This window comes from Burkholderia sp. AcTa6-5 (assembly GCF_017815075.1).
In the GTDB taxonomy this organism is placed as follows: domain Bacteria; phylum Pseudomonadota; class Gammaproteobacteria; order Burkholderiales; family Burkholderiaceae; genus Burkholderia; species Burkholderia sola.
The window spans coordinates 22,519-43,613 of record NZ_JAGIQE010000017.1 but is presented as its reverse complement, the minus strand read 5'-3'; the positions used below and the strand labels follow the sequence as shown (position 1 = coordinate 43,613).

Below are 21,095 nucleotides of genomic sequence, written 5' to 3'. Positions count from 1 at the left end.
AAAAAATAAAACGGGGCCGAGGCCCATGGGGTGCGGAAAATCAAGGAAGGGGTAATAGGACCAACCGGAGTACCGTTGATGGGCGAACTACGAAAGAACCAATTCACTCGCCGCTTGAAATCCTGCGAAGTCCTTTATACGGCTAATCCTTCTGACGGTCAACCGTATTCCCATGCTCTCAGGGTTATTGCGGATATCTGGTTTACAAAGCTTGCAAGCGATGCGAATTTTTTGTAGGGGTCGATCGATTTTGGCGCCACGTTCGAGGTGCAACCGTTAAACTACGCGCCGCGTGGACGGGTTGCCCCGATCGGGTAACCCTCCTCCCCAAGAATGCGTGCGCGGCGCGCTCCGAGCCGATCCCGGATCGCAGGCCGACCATGCTTTTTGAGACACAGGAGAGGATGTGAAGAGTTCTATTCAACGGAACATCGGCCCGTTTGCATTGATGCTGACGGGGCTGGGTTCGATTATCGGCTCGGGTTGGCTGTTCGGTGCCTGGAAGGCCGCGAAGATCGCCGGTCCGGCGGCGATTTGCGCATGGATCATCGGCGCCGTCGTGATTCTCGCGATTGCGCTGACGTATGCGGAACTGGGGGCGATGTTCCCCGAATCGGGTGGCATGGTGCGTTACGCGCGCTACTCGCACGGTTCGCTGGTGGGCTTCATCAGCGCATGGGCCAACTGGATCGCGATCGTATCCGTGATCCCGATCGAGGCCGAAGCATCGATCCAGTACATGAGCACGTGGCCGTATCCGTGGGCGCACGCCCTGTTCGTGAACGGTGAATTACAGACGCTCGGGCTGCTGCTGTCGGCCGTGCTGGTCGTCGTCTACTTCATGCTGAACTACTGGGGCGTCAAGGCCTTCGCGCGGGCGAACACCGCGATCACGATCTTCAAGTTCCTGATCCCCGGCCTCACGATCCTCGGCCTGATGCTGTCGAGCTTCCATTCGGAGAACCTCGGCACCGCATCCAATGCCAGCTTTGCGCCGTACGGCTGGTCGGCCGTGCTGACCGCGGTCGCGACGAGCGGCATCGTGTTCGCGTTCAACGGCTTCCAGAGCCCGGTGAACCTGGCCGGTGAAGCGCGCAATCCGTCGCGCAGCGTGCCGTTCGCGGTGATCACGTCGATCCTGCTCGCACTCGTGATCTACGTGCTGCTGCAAATGGCGTATATCGGTTCGGTGAACCCGGCCGACGTCGCGAAGGGCTGGGAGCACTTCAACTTCTCGTCGCCGTTCGCGGAGCTCGCGATCGCGCTGAACCTGAACTGGCTCGCGATCCTGCTGTACGTCGACGCGTTCATCAGCCCGAGCGGCACCGGCACGACCTACATGGCGACGACCACCCGCATGATCTACGCGATGGAGCGCAACAACACGATGCCGAAGATGTTCGGCAACGTGCACCCGATCTACGGCGTGCCGCGCCAGGCGATGTGGTTCAACCTGCTCGTGTCGTTCATCTTCCTGTTCTTCTTCCGCGGCTGGAGCTCGCTCGCGGCGGTGATCTCGGTCGCGACGGTGATCTCGTACCTGACCGGCCCGATCAGCCTGATGGCGCTGCGCCGTTCGGCGACCGACATCGAGCGCCCGCTGTCGATTCCGCTGATGAAGCTGATCGCGCCGTTCGCGTTCGTATGCGCGTCGCTGATCCTGTACTGGGCGAAGTGGCCGCTGACGGGCGAAATCATCCTGCTGATGATCGTCGCGCTGCCGGTGTATTTCTACTTCCAGGCGAAGTCGGGCTGGACCGGCTGGGGCGCCGACCTGAAGGCCGCGTGGTGGCTGGTCGCATACTTGCCGACGATGGCCGTGCTGTCGCTGATCGGCAGCAAGGAGTTCGGCGGTCATGGCTACCTGCCGTATGGCTGGGACATGCTGATCGTCGCGGCGATTTCGCTGGTGTTCTACTTCTGGGGCGTGAATACCGGCTACCGGACCCAGTATCTCGACGAGCGCGAGTCGCACGACGAGATCCTCGAAGGGGTCGGTGTCTGACGCGTGACCTGTCGCCGGATTCGGCGGCGGCAGGATGCAGTGCAAAAAAGCCCGCCCGAGCGCGATACTCGGGCGGGCTTTTTGCTGACTGGCTCGGCGGTTGCACCGCCGTCCGGGTTCAGGCGTCGGCGTTCGCGAACACGTAGTTCGTCATCGCCAGCACGCGCTGGTACGTGCCGAGCGACTGGATGCCGAGCCGGTAGTCGTCATCCGCCGCGCCGAGTGCCGTGAAGACCGGCAGCAGGTGCTCGTCGGTCGGATGCATCAGCGCCGCGTGCGGCGCCTGCCGGCGATAGTCGAGCAGCGCATCGACGTCGCGCGCGGCGAGTTTCGCCTCGAACCAGTCGGTGAATTCGGCGACGCGCGGGTCCGCATCCTCGGGCGCCGCGCCGAAATCGGCGGCGCGCAGGTTGTGCGTGATCTGGCCCGAGCCGATCACCATCACGCCTTCGTCGCGCAGCGGCCGCAGCGCGCGGCCGAGCGCGAAGTGATGCGCGGCGTTCGCGCGCGGCTGGATCGACAGTTGCGCGACCGGCACGTCGGCTTCCGGAAACATCAGCAGCATCGGCACCCACGCGCCGTGATCGAGCCCGTGTTCGGTCGTCGCGGTCGCGATGCCGGCCGCGTTCAGCAGCGCGGCCGCGCGTTCGGCGACATCCGGTGCGCCCGGCGCCGGATAGCGGATGTCGTACAGCGCCTGCGGGAAACCGTAGAAATCGTGGATCGTGTCCGGATGCGCGGCGACGCTCGCGACCGGCTGTTGCGTGCCCCAGTGCGCGGACAGCATCAGCACCGCGCGCGGGCGCGGCAACTCGGCGCCGAGGTGCGTGAACGCGCCGGACGGCAGCGCCGGGTCGATCGGCAGTGTCGGGGCGCCGTGGGACAGGTAGAGCGAAGGCAAGCGGTTCATGGTGGTGACCTGCAAAAGGGGTTGCCTGTGACTATAAGCGCGTACCGTGCATTGATAAATCGGCGACCGAGAATTTGATTGACGCTTGTTTGTTGATAATCGCGGCGACGACCGGCGCTCGAATGCGGATTCGCATCCAAAGGTGAGAAATCGATGGAGTTGCAGTGCGAATAGAAGGAGATCCGCGCAGAAGGATGGCTTACTGCGCGTGCCGGATGCCGGCCCACGGCGTCGTGAGCGGGGCGCTGAGCGCGAATAAGTCGAGCACGCGCGTGACGGTCTGGTCGACGAGTTCCTCGATCGTCTTCGGCATCGCGTAGAACGCGGGCAGCGGCGGGAAGACGATGCCGCCCATTTCGGTGACGGCGGTCATGTTGCGCAGATGCGCGAGGTTGAACGGCGTTTCGCGCACCATCAGCACGAGACGGCGGCGTTCCTTCAGCGTGACGTCGGCCGCGCGCGTGATCAGGTTGTCGGACAGCCCGTGCGCGACGCTCGCCAGCGTCTTCATCGAGCAGGGCGCGATCACCATGCCGTCGGTCGCGAACGAGCCCGACGCGATCGTCGCGCCGACGTCGCGCACCGAATGCACGACGTCCGCACGGCGTTCGACATCGGCCTTCGGCAGCTTCAGTTCATGCTGGATGTTGAGCCAGCCGGCGTTCGAGATCAGCAGATGCGTTTCGACGCCGCCGGCGGCGCGCAGCAGGTCGAGCAGCCGCACACCGTAGATCGCGCCGGTGGCGCCGGTGATCGCGACGATCAGCCGGCGTGGCGGCGCGCTGGGAGATGCCATTGAAATGGGGACGGGTGCCGCGTGTTAGGCGGCGGCGAACAGTTGCTGCAGTTCGCCCGACTGGTACATCTCCATCATGATGTCCGAGCCGCCGATGAATTCGCCCTTCACGTACAGCTGCGGGATGGTCGGCCAGTTCGAGAATGCCTTGATGCCCTGGCGGATTTCGTCGTCCTCGAGCACGTTGACCGTCTTGAACTGGTCGACGCCGCAGGCCTTCAGCACCTGCACGGCGCGGCCCGAGAAGCCGCACATCGGGAATTGCGCGTTGCCCTTCATGAAGAGCACGACCTGGTTTTCGTCGACGATTTGCTTGATACGTTGTTGGGTGTCCATGACTGACCTTGCGTTTGCGGGGCGTTAGATCGAAATGATAGCGGATTTCAACCGGGCGGGCCGGCCATCAGCCCGGCAGGCGGCCGCCGGTCGTGCGTTCGATGGCGGCGAGATCGGCGAGCGATTCGACCGCGACGAAGCCGTGCGACGCCAGGATCGCGCGGACGGCTTCGGCCTGGTCGTAGCCGTGCTCGATCCAGAGCGTGCCGCCCGGTTTCAGATGTGCGCCGGCGCTCGCGACGATCGTGCGGATCGCGCTGAGGCCGTCGGCATCGTCGGTGAGCGCGCCGCGCGGCTCGAAACGCAGGTCGCCTTGCGCGAGGTGCGGGTCGTGCTGCGCGATGTACGGCGGGTTGCTGACGATCGTATCGAACGCGAGCGCGGGATCGAGCGCCGCGTACCAGTCGCTCTGCAGCCAGTGCAGCGGGCCGCCGGGGCGCCGCGCGTCGAGCAGTTTGTCGGCGTTGCGTTGCGCGACCGCGAGCGCGGCCGGCGAACGGTCGAGCGCCCAGACGCGCGCATCGGGACGCTCGGCCGCGATCGACACGGCGATCGCGCCGCTGCCGGTGCCGAGGTCGAGCACGGCGGCATGCGGCAGCCCGCCGATCGCGTCGAGCGCGGCTTCGACGAGCAGCTCGGTTTCGGGGCGCGGGATCAGCACGTCGGGCGTCACGTCGAACGGGCGGCCGAAGAACTCGCGCATCCCGACCAGTTGCGCGACGGGCTCGCCGGCGACGCGGCGTGCTTCCAGTGCGCGGAAGCGTTCGACCGCGGCGTCGTCGAGCGGCGCGTCGCCGCGCGTGATCAGCTGCGTGCGGGTCCAGTCGAGCGCATGCGCGAGCAGCACGCGCGCATCGACCGGATCGAGCGGCGATGCGCGTAGCAGCGCGTCGGCGGTGGTGTCGGACATCGCGGCCTCAGTCGGCTTCGCCGAGCGACGCGAGCAACTCGGCCTGATGCTCGGTGACGAGCGCGCCGATCAGTTCGTCGAGATCGCCGTCCATGATCGCCTCGAGCCGGTACAGCGTCAGGTTGATCCGGTGGTCGGTCATCCGGCCCTGCGGGAAGTTGTACGTGCGGATGCGCTCCGAGCGGTCGCCGGAGCCGATCAGGCTCTTGCGCGTCGCGGCTTCCTTCGCATGCTGCTCGTGATACTGCTTGTCCTTGATGCGCGCGGCGAGCACCTTCAGCGCGCGATCCTTGTTCTTGTGCTGCGAGCGGTCGTCCTGGCATTCGACGACGATCCCGGTCGGGATGTGCGTGACGCGCACCGCCGAATCGGTCTTGTTGATGTGCTGGCCGCCCGCGCCGGACGCGCGGAACGTGTCGATGCGCAGGTCGGCCGGATTGATCTCGACCTCGCCGATTTCGTCCGCTTCCGGCATTACGGCGACCGTGCACGCGGACGTATGGATGCGCCCTTGCGTCTCGGTGGCCGGCACGCGCTGCACGCGATGGCCGCCCGATTCGAACTTCAGGCGCGAATACGCGCCCTGGCCCGCGATCCGCACGATCACTTCCTTGTAGCCACCGAGATCCGACGCGCTCTCCGACATCATTTCGACCTGCCAGCGCTGGCGTTCCGCGAAGCGCAGGTACATGCGCAGCAGGTCGCCCGCGAACAGCGCCGATTCGTCGCCACCCGTGCCCGCGCGGATTTCGAGGAAGATGTTGCGGTCGTCATTCGGATCCTTCGGCAGCAGCATCTTCTGCAGCTCGGTCTCGAGGCGCGCCATGCCTTCGCGCGCGCTGCGGATCTCGTCTTCCGCGAAATCGCGCATCGACGGATCGGCGAGCAGCTCCTGCGCGGCCGCCTCGTCGCTGCGCGACTGGCGCCATAACGCGTATTGCTCGACGACCGGGCCGAGTTCCGCATGTTCGCGTGTCAGCTTGCGGTACTGGTCGAGGTCGGCCGTGACGTTTTCGCGGCTCAGCAGGTCGTTCAGTTCGGCCAGCCGTGTGGACAGCTGGTCGAGCTTGCGTTGCATGCTCGTCTTCATGGTGTGGAGCGGCGCTCCCGGGCAAGGGGTATTCGGAAAGGATAGGCCGGCGGCAGGACAACGACCGGCCGGCGGCAGGGCGACCGGGCGGCGCTAGTGGCCGGATGGGTCGTTCGAGCGCGGCGCGTGCTGGTAGAAGCCGCGCATCAGGTCGATCAGCGAATCGCGATCGGCGCCGTTGACGCGGTTGAGCGCGCTCGTCGGGCCGTGGATCAGCTTGTTGGTCAGCGCCTGCGACAGCGCTTCGAGCACCGCAGCCGGATCGTCACCGCGCGCGAGCAGCTTCTGCGCCTTCTCGACTTCGGCCCGGCGCAGCGCGTCCGCCTGCGTATGCATGTGACGGATCACCGGCACGACGCTGCGCGTGTCGAGCCATTGCATGAAATTCTGCACGCGCGTCTCGATGATCGCTTCGGCCTGCGCGACCGCGGCCTGGCGCGATGCGTTGCCCTCGCGCACGATCGCACCGAGATCGTCGACGGTGTAAAGGAACACGTCCTTCAGCTTGCCGACTTCGGGCTCGATGTCGCGCGGCACCGCGAGATCGACCATGAAGATCGGCCGGTGGCGGCGCGCCTTCACCGCGCGCTCGACCGCGCCGAGGCCGATGATCGGCAACGTCGACGCGGTGCACGACACGATGATGTCGAATTCGTGCATGCGCGTGGGCAGGTCGGCCAGCGGCATCGCGCGGCCGTTGAAGCGTTCGGCGAGCCGCTGGCCGCGTTCGGCCGTGCGGTTCGCGACGACGAGTTCGCGCGGGCCTTGCGCGGCGAAGTGCGTCGCGCACAGCTCGATCATTTCGCCGGCGCCGATGAACAGCACGCGCTGATCCGACACCTTTTCGAAGATCCGCTGCGCGAGGCGCACCGCGGCGGCGGCCATCGACACCGACTGCGTGCCGATTTCGGTCGTGCCGCGTACTTCCTTCGCCACCGCGAACGTGCGCTGGAATAGCTGGTTCAGGTAGGTGCCGAGCGCGCCCGCTTCGGTCGCGGTGCGAACGGCATCCTTCATCTGGCCCAGAATCTGGGTTTCGCCGAGCACCATCGAATCGAGGCCGGACGCGACACGAAACGCGTGCCGGACCGCTTCCGACTGCGGCAGCGCATAGACGTGCGGCGCGAGCTCGTCGACCGGAATCCGGTGATATTCCGACAGCCAGCGGAGCGCGCCTTCGCGGGCCGCGCGATCGTCGGTCGCGCAATACAGTTCGGTGCGGTTGCAGGTGGAGAGGATCGCCGCCTCGGGCGTATTCGGCGCCTGCGGGCCGAGAAACACGTTCTTGAACGTGACGAGAGCCGGTTTGATTTGCTCGAGCGGAAACGCCACGCGTTCGCGCAGGGCGACAGGCGCAGTGTGATGGTTGATTCCGATCGTGAGGAGTTGCATATCGAGGGCTATCGTTTAGCCCCATATTATAGCGTTTCAGTGATTTCCTCACTCGCTGCATACCGGGCATCGGCGTGGCGGGGCCGCGAATTTGGGGGTTCGATCGGCACGCGGTCGAGCTGATAGCCGAAGCCATAGAGCGGCAACAGCCGGTAGCCGCGCTCCGGAAGCAGCTGCAATTTGCTGCGCAGCCGGGACGCGTGCGTGTCGAGCGTGCGCGACTTCATGTCGCGGCGGCGGCCCCATACCGTTTCGAGGATATGGGCGCGCGACACGGGCCGCGACACGTTCGTGAGCAGCAACTGCGCGAAACGGAACTCCTTCGGCGTGAGTGAAACGATTGCGTCGCCGAAACGCACGAGGCAATGCGTGGTGTCGAATGCGTATTCGCCATACGTTTCGCGCGAGCGGGCAGGTGCGCGCCGTACGCCCGCGCGCCGGCTTAGCGCGTTGACGCGCGCGAGAAACTCGGGCCCGCTCACGGGGCGCACGAGGCAATCGTCGGCGCCCGCGTGCAGGCACGAGACGATTTCGCTTTCGCGCGCCGACTGCATCATGGCAATGGCCGGCAGCCCGGGCAGGACCGCCTGCGCGCGCGGAATGACTTCCTGCGCCGGCTGGTCGCCGGCCCAGTGGCCGGTGACCAGCATGTCGCAGGTGTTGTCGGCGGCGAGCCATTCGAAGAATGCGGTGCTGGACGGAAACGCATGGCACACATGACCGCCCGCGAAGAGCAGGCGGTTCAGGAGTGCGCTATGACGCGACTCCGGATCGATCAGAGCGATTCGCATGACGATTTCTTCAATACGGCAGCCGGTGTGCGCTTGCCATAACGTCGAGTCGGCCCCTACACTCGAACGTTCGCGGCGCCCGGCTGGTCTCGGGTTCGATGGATGAATCGATGCTAGCCGCTGGCAACGTTCACGCCTATGGGACGAATCTGAATTTATAGAAGGCGTTGAATGAACTGGTTTGGAATCCTTGTCCTGGGAGCGGCCGTCGGGCTGTTCGGCCGCTGGCTGCATCCGATGCGGCGCACGCGTCGGCCGGCGTGGTGGATCGCGGTGCTCGTCGGCATCGTGGGCGCGGCCGCCGCCCGCATGGTCGGCAATCTCTCGGGACTGTTTTACGATGGCGAGACGCTCGAATGGCCGGTCTGCACCGGCGTCGCGTTCCTCGCCGTAGCCGTGACGGTCGCGCTGTCGGCCCGTCGCTGAATGCTCTCAGGTGAAATCATGAATGCCCGTCTCCCCGAAGTCTCGCCGGTGCCGGCCCGTCTCGCGCTGCTGCGTGACGCGATGGCCCGCGAGAACCTGGCCGCCTATCTCGTGCCGTCCGCCGATCCCCATCTGTCCGAATACCTGCCGGAACGCTGGCAGGCGCGCCGCTGGCTGTCGGGTTTCACGGGCTCGGTCGGCACGCTGGTCGTGACCGCGGAGTTCGCGGGGTTGTGGGTCGACAGCCGCTACTGGGTGCAGGCCGACGCCGAGCTGGCGGGCACGGGCGTGCAGCTGATGAAGATGACGGGCGGGCAGCAGAGCGCACCGCACGTCGACTGGCTCGCGCAGAACGTGGCGACCGGCGCGACGGTCGGCGTCGACGGCGCCGTGCTCGGCGTCGCGGCCGCGCGCGGGCTGACGGCCGCGCTGAGCGCGCGCGGCATTGCGCTGCGCACCGACGTCGACCTGCTCGACGCGATCTGGCCGGAGCGGCCGGGGCTGCCCGCCGACGCGGTGTTCGAGCACGTGGCGCCGCAGGCCGACACGACGCGCGCGAGCAAGCTGGCCGACGTGCGCCGCGCGATGCACGCGCAGGGCGCGCAATGGCACTTCGTGTCGACGCTCGACGATCTCGCGTGGCTGTTCAACCTGCGCGGCGCCGACGTCAACTTCAATCCGGTGTTCGTTGCGCACGCATTGATCGGCGCCGATCGCGCGACGCTGTTCGTCGCCGACGGCAAGGTGCCGCCGGCGCTGGCCGCGTCGCTCGCGCGGGATGGCGTCGACGTCCGCGCGTACGACGCCGCGCGTGCGTCGCTCGCGGCGCTGCCCGACGGCGCGACGCTGCTGATCGACCCGCGCCGCGTGACGTTCGGCACGCTCGAGGCCGTGCCGGCCGGCGTGAAGCTCGTCGAGGCCGTGAATCCGTCGACGTTCGCGAAATCGCGCAAGACGTCCGCGGAGATCGAGCACGTGCGCGTGACGATGGAGCACGACGGCGCCGCGCTCGCGGAGTTCTTCGCGTGGTTCGAACAGGCCGTCAATCGCGAGACGATCACCGAGCTGACGATCGAGGAAAAGCTCACGGCCGCGCGCGCCCGGCGCCCCGGCTACGTGTCGGCGAGCTTCGCGACGATCGCCGGCTTCAACGCGAACGGCGCGATGCCGCACTACCACGCGACGCGCGAGTCGCACGCGACGATCGTCGGCGACGGCCTGCTGCTGATCGATTCGGGCGGCCAATACATGACGGGCACGACCGACATCACGCGCGTCGTGCCGGTCGGCACCGTCAGCGACCTGCAGCGGCGCGATTTCACGATCGTGCTGAAGTCGATGATGGCGCTGTCGCGCGCCCGCTTCCCGCGCGGCATCCGCTCGCCGATGCTCGACGCGATCGCCCGTGCGCCGATGTGGGCGGCCGGGCTCGACTACGGCCACGGCACCGGGCATGGCGTCGGTTACTTCCTGAACGTGCACGAAGGCCCGCAGGTCATCTCGCACTACGCGCCGGCCGAGCCGTACACGGCGATGGAAGAGGGGATGATCACGTCGATCGAGCCGGGCGTGTACCGTCCGGGCCAGTGGGGCATCCGGATCGAGAACCTGGTCGTGAACCGGGCGGCCGGGAAGACGGAGTTCGGCGATTTCCTCGCGTTCGAGACGCTGACGCTGTGCCCGATCGACACGCGCTGCGTGCTGATCGAGATGCTGCACGACGAAGAGCGCGCGTGGCTGAACACGTATCACGCGACGGTGCGCGAGCGTGTCGGCCGGCACCTGGGCGGCGACGCGAAGGCGTGGCTCGACGCGCGCACGCAGCCGATCTGATGCAACGCGCGGCAACGGCCGGATGGCGATTCGGTCAAGATCGAACGACGGCCGGACGATAACAGCGAGGGCAAGCAATGGCGGATACGGCGGTGATCGTGGTCGACATGCAGCGCGGGCTGGTGGAGCGGGCGCGGCCCGCGTACCGGCTCGACGACGTGGTGTCGGGCATCAACCGGTTGACGGCGGCGGCGCGCGCGGCGAACGCGCCGGTGTGCTTCGTGCAGCACGACGGCGACGCGGACGACGACGTCGTGCCCGGCACGCCGGGCTGGGAACTGCATGCGGGGCTGGTCGTCGGCCGCGACGACTGGCGCGTGCGCAAGCAGGCGAGCGACGCGTTCCACGACACGCCGCTCGCGGCGCAGCTCGATCGCCACGGCATCCGCTCGGTGCTGATCTGCGGCTATGCGACCGAGTTCTGCATCGATTCGGCCGCGCGCCGCGCCGCGCTGCTCGGCTATCGGACGACCGTCGTGTCCGACCTGCACACGACGAACGAGCGCGCCCACCTGTCGGCGGCGCAGATCGTCGCGCACCATCAGTTCATCTGGAACAACAATTCGCTGTCGGGCAACGCGGTGACGCCGCGTCCGCTCGCGGACGTGCTCGCCACGGAGTTCGCATGACGATCAAGGCAGTGGTGTTCGATTTCGGCGGCGTGCTGATCGACTGGAGTCCCGAGTACCTTTATCGTGAACTGATTCCCGACGACGCCGAGCGGCGCTGGTTCCTCACGCACGTGTGCGCGATGGACTGGGTGGTCCGCCAGGACGGCGGCCAGACGATCGACGAAGGCACGGCCGAACTCGTCGCGAAGTTTCCGGAGCACGAAGCGCTGATCCGCGCGTTCTACGCGCGCTGGCACGAGATGATCGGCGGCGTGCTCGACGAAGGCGCGGCGCTCGTCGACCGGCTGGACGCGCAGGGGATGCCGCTGTTCGGGCTGACGAACTGGTCGGCGCAGACGTTTCCGTATGCATGGGACAACTTCCCGGTGCTGCGCCGCTTCAAGGACATCGTCGTGTCGGGCCGCGTGAAGCTCGTGAAACCCGATCCGGCGATCTACCGCGAGATGCATGCGCGGATCGATCCACACCTGCCGGGAATCGCGCCGCACGAGCTCGTGTTCATCGACGACAACGCGCACAACGCGGCGGCCGCGACGGCGCTCGGCTGGCATGGCATTCATCACACGAGCGCGGCGGCGACCGAAGCGCGGCTGCGCGAACTGGGCGCGCTGGTGTAAGCGGCGGGGAAGCCACGCGGGATAAAAAAAGCGAGCCAAGGGCTCGCTTTTTTGATCGTGCCGTTCCGGAAGCGGCCCCGTTCGGCGCCGGCCCCGCGTGATCGCGGCGCCGGGCGCCCGGGCCGCGCCGCTCAGCGGCTGATCGGCTTGTAGCGCAGACGCTTCGGCTTCGCGGCTTCCTCGCCGAGGCGCGCACGCTTGTCGGCTTCGTACTCCTGGTAGTTGCCGTCGAAGAACGTGACCTGCGAATCGCCTTCGAACGCAAGGATGTGCGTCGCGATCCGGTCGAGGAACCAGCGATCGTGCGAGATCACCATCACCGAGCCCGCGAATTCGAGCAGCGCGTCTTCCAGCGCACGCAGCGTTTCGACGTCGAGGTCGTTCGACGGTTCGTCCAGCAGCAGCACGTTGCCGCCCGAGATCAGCGTCTTCGCGAGGTGCAGGCGCCCGCGTTCGCCGCCGGACAGGTTGCCGACGACCTTCTGCTGGTCGCCGCCCTTGAAGTTGAAGCGGCCGATGTACGCGCGCGACGGCGTTTCGTACTTGCCGACCGTCAGCACGTCGGCGCCGCCCGAGATTTCCTCGAACACCGTCTTCGAACCGTCGAGCGCGTCGCGGCTCTGGTCGACGTACGCGAGCTTCACCGTCGGGCCCATCACGACTTCGCCCGAATCCGGCTGTTCCTTGCCGGTCAGCATCTTGAACAGCGTCGACTTGCCGGCGCCGTTCGGGCCGATGATGCCGACGATCGCGCCGGCCGGGATCTTGAAGCTCAGGTTGTCGATCAGCAGGCGGTCGCCGAACGACTTGCTGACGTTCTTGAACTCGATCACTTCGTTGCCGAGGCGTTCGCCGGCCGGAATGAAGATTTCCTGCGTTTCGTTGCGCTTCTGGTATTCCTGGCTGCTCAGCTCCTCGAAGCGCGCGATACGCGCCTTCGACTTCGCCTGGCGGCCCTTCGGGTTCTGGCGCACCCACTCCAGTTCCTTCTTGATCGCCTTCTGGCGTGCCGATTCCGACGCTTCTTCCTGCTTCAGGCGCTCTTCCTTCTGGTCGAGCCAGCTGCTGTAGTTGCCCTTCCACGGAATGCCGTGGCCGCGGTCGAGTTCGAGAATCCACTCGGCCGCGTTGTCGAGGAAGTAGCGATCGTGCGTGACGGCGACCACGGTGCCCGGGAAGCGCACCAGGAACTGCTCGAGCCAGTCGACCGATTCTGCGTCGAGGTGGTTGGTCGGTTCGTCGAGCAGCAGCATGTCGGGCTTTTCGAGCAGCAGCTTGCACAGCGCGACGCGGCGCTTTTCGCCGCCCGACAGATGCTCGATCTTCGCGTCCCACGACGGGAGGCGCAGCGCGTCGGCGGCCACTTCGAGCTGCTGCTCGGGGCTGCCGCCGTCGCTCGACGCGAGGATCGCCTCGTACTTCGCCTGTTCTGCCGCGAGCGCGTCGAAGTCGGCGTCGGGTTCGGCATACGCAGCGTAGATTTCTTCCAGCTTCTTGTTGGCCTGGAACAGGTCGCCGAGGCCTTCCTCGACGGCTTCGCGCACGGTCTTCGTCGGGTCGAGCTGCGGTTCCTGCGGCAGGTAGCCGATGTTCAGGTTCGGCATCGGCGTGGCTTCGCCTTCGATGTCCTTGTCGACGCCCGCCATGATGCGGATCAGCGTCGACTTGCCCGAGCCGTTCAGGCCGAGCACGCCGATCTTCGCGCCGGGAAAGAACGACAGCGAGATGTCCTTCAGGATCTGGCGCTTGGGCGGCACGATCTTGCCGACCCGGTTCATCGTGAAAACGTATTGGGCCATTTCGGTGTGAAAGTCAGAAGTGGTTGAGACGGCCGCGCAGCGCGCGCGCGTGGCGGCGTCGGGTGATTCGGTACGGAGCGTGCCGCGCGGGGCGCGGCGGTGCGAGCGCGTATTGTACTTCGCCGCCGGCTGCCGCTGGCGCGGCGCAGGCCATTCGGCCGACCTGCGCTCACAGCCACGCGGCGACGCCGCCGTGCCCCGAGCACGTGCCGCGCCGGTGGCGGCTGAAGCTGTACGTGCCGTCGCGGCAGCGCGCGCTCGCGCCGTCCGGCACGCGGCCCGATTTCGAATGCGCGGGCGCATGCACGGTTTCGCCGTCGCGGTTGCGATACGTGTCGTGACGGTCGAGATCGGCTTCGTTGCCGTAGCCGGGCGGCGCGCGATAGGCATGGGCGGAAAGGGGCAACGCGGCGCCCGCGACGAACAGCGCGGCGGACAGGGTCGCGACATGGGTCGCGCGGCGGAGCAGGGCATGCATGGTCTCTCTCGTTTCCTTCGTTGTTGTCGATGCCGGGCGATGTCGGACCAATCGCCCGCGCCGCATGTTAGCGGATCGGCGCCGGGTGCCCGCACGACGCTACGCCGCGCCGGACATCGACGCCGCGCCATCGGCCTGCGCGGCGTCGAGAATCCACCGGCGGAACGCGGCAACCTTCGGCCGTTCCGCGTGATGCGGCGGATAGACGAGGTAGTACGCGAAATCGTCGAGCCACGCGACGTCGGCAAGCTGCACGAGCCGGCCGCTCGCCAGCTCGCCGCGCACCATCGCGGCCGGCAGCAGCCCGGCGCCCTGGCCCGCGACGATCGCCTGCAGCAGCAGGCCCGAGTCGTCGAACGCGGGGCCGCGCGGCGGGCCGAAATCGTCGATCCGCTGCGCGCCGAACCAGATGTGCCAGCCCTTGCGTTCGGCGTCGTGCAACTGCGGCCAGCCGACGAGTTCGGCCGGCGCTGCCGGCATGCCGAGCCGCGCGACGAGTTCCGGCGACGCGAGCGCGACGATTTCCACCGTCAGCAGGCGTTCGCTGCATAGCCCGATGTAACGCCCGAGGCCGTGACGGATCGCGACGTCGACGCCGTCGCGCGCGAAGTCCGCGAGCGCGTGGCTCGTGACGACCTGCAGATCGACGTCCGGGCACGCCTGCCGGAACTGCGCGAGGCGCGGCACGAGCCACGCGGACGCGAAGAACGGCGTGACGCTCACCGTCAGCACGCCGCTGTCGGCGGCGCCCGACACGCGCTGCGACGCATCGGCGATCTGCCGGAACGCATTGCGCACGGGCGGCAGGTAGTCGCGGCCGGCGGCCGTCAGCAGGATGCCGCGGTTCACGCGCTCGAACAGCTGCACGCCGAGATGCGTCTCGAGCGTACGGATCATCTGGCTCACCGCGCCGGGCGTGACCGACAGCTCCTCGGCGGCCGACTTCACCGACAGGTGGCGGGCGGCGGCTTCGAAGGCGCGCAACGCATTGAGCGGCGGCAGGCGGGAGCGGTTCATTCAGTTTTTCTAAAGCGAAAGTTCGACGAAATATCGTTTGAGACGACGCGTACGCGCGAGTACCGTTGACGCATCGGATCGCATGTTTCGCGGCTGCCTGTCGGCGGCCGATGCGATCAACATAGTTCAACTATATCCACGGGGCAATCCGGACGCCGCCCGGCAACCGGTGGAACCCGAAAGGAGCATCGTCATGAACCGCCCGGGCGCGTCGCGCATTTTCTACGGCTGGTACGTGGTGGCGGCCGCGTTCGCCGTCACGTTCGTCGGGTTCGGCAGCGCGTATACGTTCAGCGCGTTCGTCGAGTCGCTGCAGCGGGATTTCGCCGCGTCGCGCGGCCAGATCTCGCTCGTGTTCTCGCTCGCCGGCTTCCTGTACTTCGGCTTCGGCATCGTCAGCGGGCCGCTGGCCGATCGTTTCGGCTCGCGACGGCTCGCCGTCGCCGGAATGCTGCTGACCGGCGTGGGGCTCGCGGCCGCCGGCGCCGCGCATACGCTGCTGCAGGTCTATGTCGCGTACGGGCTCGGTGTCGGTTTCGGCGTTGGCTGCGCGTACGTGCCGGCCGTCGGCGCGGTGCAGCGCTGGTTCGTGCGCCGGCGCGGGTTCGCGTCGGGGCTCGCGGTCGCGGGGATCGGCGTCGGCACGCTCGTGATGCCGCCGCTCGCGTCCGCGCTGATTGTGCAGGTCGGCTGGCGCGGCGCGTATTTCGCGCTGGCCGCGCTCGCGATCGTACTGGGAGCCGGCATGTCGCTGCTGATCGAGAACGATCCGCGCAGGCGCGGTTTGCTGCCGGACGGCGATGCACCCGGCGGCGGCGGTTGGCATGCCGCTGGCGCTGCTGCGTCGACCGGCGCGAGCGTGCATGCCGGCGCGACGGTGCGCGAAGCCGTCACGTCGCGGCCGTTCGCGAGCCTGTACGCGGCTTGCCTCGTCTGCTCGTTCGGCGTGTTCGTCCCGTTCGTTCACCTCGTGCCGTACGCGCTCGATCACGGCGTCGCGCCGTCGACGGCCGTGCTGCTGCTCGGCGCGATCGGCGTGGGCAGCACGGCCGGCCGCTTCTTCCTCGGCGGCCTCGCCGACCGCTTCGGCCGCCGCGCGTCGCTGCTCGCGATGTTCGCCGGCATGGCCGTTGCGCTCGTCGCATGGGCGGGCGCCGGCAGCGTCGCGACGCTGGCCGCGTTCGCGCTCGTGTTCGGCGTGTTCTACGGCGGCTGGGTCGCCGTGCTGCCGGCGGTCGTGATGGACTATTTCGGCGGGCGCAACGTGAGCGCGATCATCGGCATTCTGTACACGAGCGTCGCGTTCGGCACGTTGATCGGGCCGGCCGCCGCAGGCTTCATCTACGACGCGGGCGGCGGCTATCTCGTGCCGATCCTCGCGAGCGCCGCCGCGAATGCGATCGCGTTCGCGATCGTCGCGACCACCGGGCGGGCGCCGGCCGCCGCGCGCGCGGCTGGCGGATAACGCCGCCCGGCTGGGCGCGTCGCGCGGTTTCCGGTAGGGTGACCGGACCGTCAACCATCGACGCACGGTCGGGGAGGCATCGTGACATTCGACGAAGTCCGGCAGATCGCACTGGCGTGGCGCGGCGTCGAGGAACGCACGTCGTACGGCACGCCCGCGCTCAAGGTGAAGGGCAAGCTGCTCGCGCGATTGCGCGAGGACGGCGACACGCTCGTCGTGAAGGGCGTCGGCCCCGACGAGCGCGCGTGGCTGATCGAGTCGGCGCCCGACGTGTACTACGTGACCGATCACTATATCGGCTGGCCGATCGTGCTGGTGCGCCTGTCGGCCGCGCATCCCGACGCCGTGAAAAACCTGCTCCTGCGGGAATGGCGTGCAATCGTGCCGGCGAAGTGGCGGGACGAAGTCGCCGGCGACACGAACTGAACGGCGCGCGCAGCACGCGAGCCGCCGCCGAACCGGATCAAGCGTTGCATCGGTTCGTATCGATGCAACGAGTGGTTCCATCGAAATTCTTCAATTGGTTCTTAGTGAAGAACCGTTTGATGCTTACACTCCTTCGCTTCGAAGGCGGCTGACGACAGCCGACGGAACGGGCGTACGCGATGCGCCGGCGCCTGGTGCGCCGCATCGCACCCGCAGCTTCGCAGATTGCGCGGACGACCCGACCGGAACGGCCCCATCCGGCCTCATGCCCGCGTGCGGCGCACGCGCGGCCGCGGCCGGATTCAACAACGACAACGCCCGCGCCGCCTTCACGCGACACCGGTCGTACCGGAACCGTTTTTTGGAGAGAGACAGATGAGTGGAAGCAACACAGGCCTCGGCACCGGCCTGAAGCAGCGTCACGTCACGATGATGTCGATTGCCGGCGTCATCGGCGCGGGCTTGTTCGTCGGCTCCGGCCACGCGATCGCGGAAGCCGGGCCGGCATCGATACTCGCGTATGCGATCGCGGGCGTGCTGGTCGTGCTGGTGATGCGCATGCTCGGCGAGATGGCCGTCGCGCATCCGGACAGCGGGTCGTTCTCGACCTATGCCGACCGCGCGATCGGCCACTGGGCCGGCTTCACGATCGGCTGGCTGTACTGGTGGTTCTGGGTGCTGGTGATCCCGATCGAGGCGACCGCCGCCGCGACCATCCTCAATGCGTGGTTCCCGGGCATCGCGACATGGATCTTCGCGCTCGGCATCACGCTGCTGCTTACCGTCACCAATCTCTTTTCCGTCAAGAACTACGGCGAATTCGAATTCTGGTTCGCGCTGATCAAGGTCGTCGCGATCGTCGTGTTCCTGTGCATCGGCGGCGCGGCGATCGTCGGCATCATCCCTGCGCCGGCCGTGTCGGGCGTGTCGAACCTGTTCGTGCACGACGGCTTCATGCCGCACGGCGCGAGCGCGGTGCTCGCGGCGATGCTGACGACGATGTTCTCGTTCCTCGGCACCGAGATCGTGACGATCGCGGCCGCCGAATCGGACAACCCGCAACGCCAGATCGTGCGGGCGACGAACTCGGTCATCTGGCGTATCACGCTGTTCTATCTCGGCTCGATCCTCGTCGTCGCGGCCATCGTGCCGTGGAACGACCCGCTGCTGCCGAAGCACGGCTCGTATCAGCGCGCGATGGAACTGATCGGCGTCCCGAACGCGAAGGCGATCATCGACGTAATCGTGCTCGTGTCGGTCGCGAGCTGCCTGAATTCGGCACTGTACACGGCGTCGCGGATGCTGTTCTCGCTGTCCAGGCGCAAGGACGCGCCCGCCTTCCTGCATCGCACCGATTCGACCGGCACGCCGCGCGCGGCCGTGCTCGCGTCGACCGCGTTCGGTTTCCTGACCGTGATCGCGAACTACCTGATGCCGGAGCAGGTGTTCGGCTTCCTGCTCGCGACGTCGGGCGCGATCGCGCTGCTCGTGTATCTCGTGATCGCGATCTCGCAGCTGCGGATGCGCAAGACGCTCGAAGCGGGCGGCGCGGACCTGACGTTGCGGATGTGGCTGTTCCCGTGGCTCACGTGGGCGGTGATCCTGTTCATCTGCGGCACGCTGACCGTGATGTTCGTCAGCGAGGAACACCGGATGGAGGTTGGTGCGACGGCCGTGCTGGCGTTGATCGTGCTGCTCGCGTCGTGGCTGAACAAGCGTGGGCGCGATGCGCGGGCGGATGCGGGGCGGCGGGTGTCGGCGACGTGATCTGATCGAATGAGGTGACGACGGGGCGCGAAGTCCCGGGCGTGAATATGGCCTGATCGGCGGTTGCCGGTCGGGCCATTTGTCTTTTTGCGCGAGCACGCGGATATACGTAACGTCACGTTGCTCGGTCTTTCGTACCCCGCGATCGTTGATGTACGAACGCGTCAAAATCGAACTCGTCTGATTTCATCGCGAACGGCAACGCCATACATTCATCGCTTCGAGAACCGAGGTGAACGATGGCGTCGATGCCGACAACACAGTTCCGTTCAGCGAATCAGAGCGATGACGCGGGCGTCGTGTCCCACATGAATCAGCGCGTCTGGATTCATCCGCGAGACGAAAGCGGGCGTCGTCTGGCGCCCGTTCGTTCAAAGGGCTTGTCAACCGGCGCCGACTTGAATCGGCGCCGTTCCAGTCACAACAGAGGGCACCGTGAGAACGGCCATGATCGGTTTGCTCGTGCTGGCGTCGACGCATGCATTTGCCGGCCCGACGGCGGCGGACGAGATAGCGGCGCGCAGCGGCTTGCCGGCAAGCGAGGTCAATGTACTGCTCAGCGACTGTGAATCGAGCCAGACGAGCATGAATTTTTGCGCGTGGCGCGATCAGATCGTCGCCGAGCGGGAATTGCAGCGGATCGTCGACAAACAGGCGAGCGAGCAGCCACGGCGCAAGGCGGCGCTCGACGCGCAGATGGCGAAGTGGAAGAAAGCGCGCGACACATCCTGCGAAAAATCGGCGCGTCACGCATGGGGCGATGGGTCGATGCGACCTGCGGCACAGGCGATCTGTGCAACGGGGGCAACGAAGGAAATGGTGAAAAGGTTGTCCGCTCGCGCTTCCCGCAAACCTTCATGAATCGATCCGACATGACAAAAGCCCGCTGCGTTCGCGATCTCGTCACTGCCGATGCGTGTTCGCCATGTCATGCAGGAGTGACGCCCTGGTGTACTCGCGTCCTGTTATCAGGAGATCAGGTCCGCCGGCGTTCGCTTAAACGGCCGTGTCCCGATGTGTGACGATCGATTCGTTCCTGTTGGGAAATGAAGTATCGACAAGTCGGGGATTTGTTACTAACGTAGTTTCATTTAATCTACGGACACTCACCACCCATCAAGCGTCCAACCATGTCGATCCGTCATCTGTTTTCTTCCGCATTCGCGGCGACTGCGCTGCTCGGCGCCGCATCCGCGGGCATCGCCGCCCCGCTCACCGTCGATGTCTACAATCCGGGCGCGCATGCGATCTTCCCGGTTTCGTCCGAAATCGTTTCGGGCAAGACCGAGGCGATCCTGATCGACGCCCAGTTCCAGCGCAACGACGCGCAGGCGCTGGTGAGCCGGATCAAGGCGAGCGGCAAGACGCTCAAGGCCGTCTACGTGAGCCACAGCGACCCCGACTATTACTTCGGGCTGGAAACCATTCACGCGGCGTTCCCGGATGCGAAGATCGTCGCGACGCCGCAGACCGTCGCCGCGATCGAGGCCAGCAAGGACGGCAAGCTCGCCTACTGGGGCCCGATCCTGAAGGACAATGCGCCGACTTCGGTGATCGTGCCGCAGCCGCTCGACGGCAATACGCTGCGCGTCGACGGCGAGCCGCTGCGCATCGTCGGGCTCGACGGCCCGACGCCCGATCGCACGTTCGTGTGGATTCCTTCCACACGGACCGTGGTCGGTGGCATCCCGGTCGCCGCGAACATTCACGTGTGGATGGCCGACACGCAGACGCCGCTGTCGCACGCGAACTGGCTGGCGACGCTCGACCGGATCGATGCGCTGAAGCCGGCGCGCGTCGTGCCCGGCCACTTCCTGCCGAACCGTGACGGCAGCCAGCCGTTCGCCACCGGCGTCGCGTTCACGCGCAATTACGTGAAGGCGTTCGACGACGAAGCGGCGCGCGCGAAGGATTCGGCGGCACTGATCGCGGCGATGGAGGCGCGCTACCCGGATCTTGGCGAGAAGTCGTCGCTCGAGCTGAGCGCGAAGGTCGCCAAGGGCGAGATGCAGTGGCCCGCGCCGACGCCGTTCCCCGCGGCGGGCAAGACGGTGCGCGTGCAGTTCGGCGCTACCGCGTTCGACCTGCACTTCCAGGACGACAAGACGATGTCGTTCGTCGGTACGGCCGGCCAATTCAACGGTGTGACGGATACGGTGCAGTACACGGCGCGCGAGATTCGTCCGCAGGTGTACATGGTGTACTGGCATGAGCCGTCCACCGGCTCGAACGTCGTGCACGTCGAGGATTTCGAACGCGGCGCGGTGGATACGAACATCGCGACGAAGGACGGACAGTTCCTGCATATGTCCGGGACGCTGAAGATCGTCGGCCGGGAATGAGCCGGTCTTCCGCCATCGAAAAGAAAAAGCCCGCATTCAGCGGGCTTTTTTACGGTCGATGCA

20 protein-coding genes and 1 pseudogene are annotated in these 21,095 nt (G+C 66.8%); 11 read left to right on the top strand and 10 right to left on the bottom strand.

The window, feature by feature from the left end:
• Window positions 1–406: 406 nt before the first annotated feature.
• Entirely contained in the window at window positions 407–2,005 is a 1,599-nt protein-coding gene (locus J8I33_RS22235) for an APC family permease (protein WP_050013080.1), read from the top strand.
• Between the two features lie 118 nt (window positions 2,006–2,123).
• Here J8I33_RS22235 and J8I33_RS22230 read toward each other — a convergent pair whose 3' ends face one another.
• From J8I33_RS22230 to J8I33_RS22200, 7 genes are all read right to left on the bottom strand, one after another.
• Window positions 2,124–2,915: a class III extradiol ring-cleavage dioxygenase gene (locus tag J8I33_RS22230; RefSeq protein ID WP_124594068.1), complete on the bottom strand. Its 792-nt coding sequence runs from the start codon at window positions 2,913–2,915 to the stop codon at window positions 2,124–2,126.
• 199 nt (window positions 2,916–3,114) lie between these two features.
• On the bottom strand, window positions 3,115–3,711 hold the full coding sequence (locus J8I33_RS22225; RefSeq protein ID WP_050013078.1) for a UbiX family flavin prenyltransferase: 597 nt from the start codon (window positions 3,709–3,711) through the stop codon (window positions 3,115–3,117).
• Window positions 3,712–3,735: 24 nt separating this feature from the next.
• Window positions 3,736–4,047 (bottom strand): Grx4 family monothiol glutaredoxin, encoded by a 312-nt coding sequence (gene grxD / locus J8I33_RS22220; protein WP_006477066.1) that lies wholly within the window; start codon window positions 4,045–4,047, stop codon window positions 3,736–3,738.
• A gap of 67 nt (window positions 4,048–4,114) precedes the next feature.
• On the bottom strand, window positions 4,115–4,957 hold the full coding sequence (gene prmC / locus J8I33_RS22215; protein ID WP_209939082.1) for a peptide chain release factor N(5)-glutamine methyltransferase: 843 nt from the start codon (window positions 4,955–4,957) through the stop codon (window positions 4,115–4,117).
• Between the two features lie 7 nt (window positions 4,958–4,964).
• Complete coding sequence (gene prfA, locus J8I33_RS22210) at window positions 4,965–6,047, bottom strand: peptide chain release factor 1 (protein ID WP_006494405.1); 1,083 nt, start codon at window positions 6,045–6,047, stop codon at window positions 4,965–4,967.
• Between the two features lie 93 nt (window positions 6,048–6,140).
• Complete coding sequence (hemA, locus tag J8I33_RS22205) at window positions 6,141–7,439, bottom strand: glutamyl-tRNA reductase (protein ID WP_050013076.1); 1,299 nt, start codon at window positions 7,437–7,439, stop codon at window positions 6,141–6,143.
• A 26-nt stretch (window positions 7,440–7,465) separates the two neighbouring features.
• A complete protein-coding gene (locus J8I33_RS22200) occupies window positions 7,466–8,230 on the bottom strand; it encodes a response regulator transcription factor (protein ID WP_050013075.1) in 765 nt (254 codons plus the stop codon).
• 171 nt (window positions 8,231–8,401) lie between these two features.
• Between J8I33_RS22200 and J8I33_RS22195 the strand changes: the two genes are divergently transcribed.
• The 4 genes from J8I33_RS22195 (at window position 8,402) to J8I33_RS22180 (ending at window position 11,738) form a co-directional block, all read left to right on the top strand.
• Window positions 8,402–8,656 carry a hypothetical protein gene (locus J8I33_RS22195; RefSeq protein ID WP_089488127.1) on the top strand — a complete coding sequence of 85 codons (255 nt, stop codon included), beginning with the start codon at window positions 8,402–8,404 and terminating at the stop codon, window positions 8,654–8,656.
• Window positions 8,657–8,674: 18 nt separating this feature from the next.
• Window positions 8,675–10,489: an aminopeptidase P family protein gene (locus tag J8I33_RS22190; RefSeq protein ID WP_050013073.1), complete on the top strand. Its 1,815-nt coding sequence runs from the start codon at window positions 8,675–8,677 to the stop codon at window positions 10,487–10,489.
• A 77-nt stretch (window positions 10,490–10,566) separates the two neighbouring features.
• A complete protein-coding gene (locus tag J8I33_RS22185) occupies window positions 10,567–11,118 on the top strand; it encodes a cysteine hydrolase family protein (RefSeq protein WP_209939081.1) in 552 nt (183 codons plus the stop codon).
• Complete coding sequence (locus J8I33_RS22180) at window positions 11,115–11,738, top strand: HAD-IA family hydrolase (RefSeq protein ID WP_209926754.1); 624 nt, start codon at window positions 11,115–11,117, stop codon at window positions 11,736–11,738. The genes J8I33_RS22185 and J8I33_RS22180 overlap by 4 nt, the downstream gene beginning before the upstream one ends.
• A 131-nt stretch (window positions 11,739–11,869) precedes the next feature.
• Here the strand turns inward: J8I33_RS22180 and ettA are convergent, their stop codons facing one another.
• From ettA to gcvA, 3 genes are all read right to left on the bottom strand, one after another.
• Window positions 11,870–13,537, bottom strand: a complete 1,668-nt coding sequence (ettA, locus tag J8I33_RS22175) for an energy-dependent translational throttle protein EttA (RefSeq protein WP_175886537.1) — start codon at window positions 13,535–13,537, stop codon at window positions 11,870–11,872.
• Window positions 13,538–13,706: 169 nt separating this feature from the next.
• Entirely contained in the window at window positions 13,707–14,015 is a 309-nt protein-coding gene (locus J8I33_RS22170; RefSeq protein WP_050013069.1) for a DUF3761 domain-containing protein, read from the bottom strand.
• A gap of 99 nt (window positions 14,016–14,114) precedes the next feature.
• Window positions 14,115–15,032, bottom strand: coding sequence for a transcriptional regulator GcvA (gcvA, locus tag J8I33_RS22165; protein WP_050013068.1), 918 nt, complete (start codon window positions 15,030–15,032; stop codon window positions 14,115–14,117).
• Window positions 15,033–15,225: 193 nt separating this feature from the next.
• Between gcvA and J8I33_RS22160 the strand changes: the two genes are divergently transcribed.
• From J8I33_RS22160 to J8I33_RS22140, 6 genes and pseudogenes are all read left to right on the top strand, one after another.
• Window positions 15,226–16,497 (top strand): MFS transporter, encoded by a 1,272-nt coding sequence (locus tag J8I33_RS22160; RefSeq protein ID WP_050013067.1) that lies wholly within the window; start codon window positions 15,226–15,228, stop codon window positions 16,495–16,497.
• A gap of 81 nt (window positions 16,498–16,578) precedes the next feature.
• Window positions 16,579–16,923 carry an MmcQ/YjbR family DNA-binding protein gene (locus J8I33_RS22155; protein WP_124594077.1) on the top strand — a complete coding sequence of 115 codons (345 nt, stop codon included), beginning with the start codon at window positions 16,579–16,581 and terminating at the stop codon, window positions 16,921–16,923.
• A 375-nt stretch (window positions 16,924–17,298) separates the two neighbouring features.
• Entirely contained in the window at window positions 17,299–18,690 is a 1,392-nt protein-coding gene (gene gabP / locus J8I33_RS22150) for a GABA permease (protein WP_050013065.1), read from the top strand.
• A gap of 266 nt (window positions 18,691–18,956) precedes the next feature.
• Window positions 18,957–19,129: pseudogene (locus J8I33_RS34880) on the top strand (lysozyme); the annotation flags it as partial.
• Between the two features lie 8 nt (window positions 19,130–19,137).
• Window positions 19,138–19,551: a lysozyme inhibitor LprI family protein gene (locus tag J8I33_RS22145; RefSeq protein WP_209926752.1), complete on the top strand. Its 414-nt coding sequence runs from the start codon at window positions 19,138–19,140 to the stop codon at window positions 19,549–19,551.
• 269 nt (window positions 19,552–19,820) lie between these two features.
• Window positions 19,821–21,032, top strand: a complete 1,212-nt coding sequence (locus J8I33_RS22140) for an MBL fold metallo-hydrolase (RefSeq protein ID WP_209926750.1) — start codon at window positions 19,821–19,823, stop codon at window positions 21,030–21,032.
• Window positions 21,033–21,095: the final 63 nt, after the last annotated feature.

Excerpts from the sequence above, each read along its gene's own strand:
- J8I33_RS22170 (WP_050013069.1), bottom strand. The coding sequence starts at position 14,015 with ATGCATGCCCTGCTCCGCCGCGCGACCCATGTCGCGACCCTGTCCGCC.
- J8I33_RS22145 (WP_209926752.1), top strand. The coding sequence starts at position 19,138 with ATGATCGGTTTGCTCGTGCTGGCGTCGACGCATGCATTTGCCGGCCCG.
- J8I33_RS22190 (WP_050013073.1), top strand. The coding sequence starts at position 8,675 with ATGAATGCCCGTCTCCCCGAAGTCTCGCCGGTGCCGGCCCGTCTCGCG.
- J8I33_RS22140 (WP_209926750.1), top strand. The coding sequence starts at position 19,821 with ATGTCGATCCGTCATCTGTTTTCTTCCGCATTCGCGGCGACTGCGCTG.
- J8I33_RS22185 (WP_209939081.1), top strand. The coding sequence starts at position 10,567 with ATGGCGGATACGGCGGTGATCGTGGTCGACATGCAGCGCGGGCTGGTG.
- J8I33_RS22225 (WP_050013078.1), bottom strand. The coding sequence starts at position 3,711 with ATGGCATCTCCCAGCGCGCCGCCACGCCGGCTGATCGTCGCGATCACC.
- J8I33_RS22195 (WP_089488127.1), top strand. The coding sequence starts at position 8,402 with ATGAACTGGTTTGGAATCCTTGTCCTGGGAGCGGCCGTCGGGCTGTTC.
- J8I33_RS22160 (WP_050013067.1), top strand. The coding sequence starts at position 15,226 with ATGAACCGCCCGGGCGCGTCGCGCATTTTCTACGGCTGGTACGTGGTG.
- J8I33_RS22200 (WP_050013075.1), bottom strand. The coding sequence starts at position 8,230 with ATGCGAATCGCTCTGATCGATCCGGAGTCGCGTCATAGCGCACTCCTG.
- gabP (WP_050013065.1), top strand. The coding sequence starts at position 17,299 with ATGAGTGGAAGCAACACAGGCCTCGGCACCGGCCTGAAGCAGCGTCAC.
- J8I33_RS22180 (WP_209926754.1), top strand. The coding sequence starts at position 11,115 with ATGACGATCAAGGCAGTGGTGTTCGATTTCGGCGGCGTGCTGATCGAC.
- J8I33_RS22230 (WP_124594068.1), bottom strand. The coding sequence starts at position 2,915 with ATGAACCGCTTGCCTTCGCTCTACCTGTCCCACGGCGCCCCGACACTG.
- prmC (WP_209939082.1), bottom strand. The coding sequence starts at position 4,957 with ATGTCCGACACCACCGCCGACGCGCTGCTACGCGCATCGCCGCTCGAT.
- ettA (WP_175886537.1), bottom strand. The coding sequence starts at position 13,537 with ATGGCCCAATACGTTTTCACGATGAACCGGGTCGGCAAGATCGTGCCG.
- grxD (WP_006477066.1), bottom strand. The coding sequence starts at position 4,047 with ATGGACACCCAACAACGTATCAAGCAAATCGTCGACGAAAACCAGGTC.
- prfA (WP_006494405.1), bottom strand. The coding sequence starts at position 6,047 with ATGAAGACGAGCATGCAACGCAAGCTCGACCAGCTGTCCACACGGCTG.
- gcvA (WP_050013068.1), bottom strand. The coding sequence starts at position 15,032 with ATGAACCGCTCCCGCCTGCCGCCGCTCAATGCGTTGCGCGCCTTCGAA.
- hemA (WP_050013076.1), bottom strand. The coding sequence starts at position 7,439 with ATGCAACTCCTCACGATCGGAATCAACCATCACACTGCGCCTGTCGCC.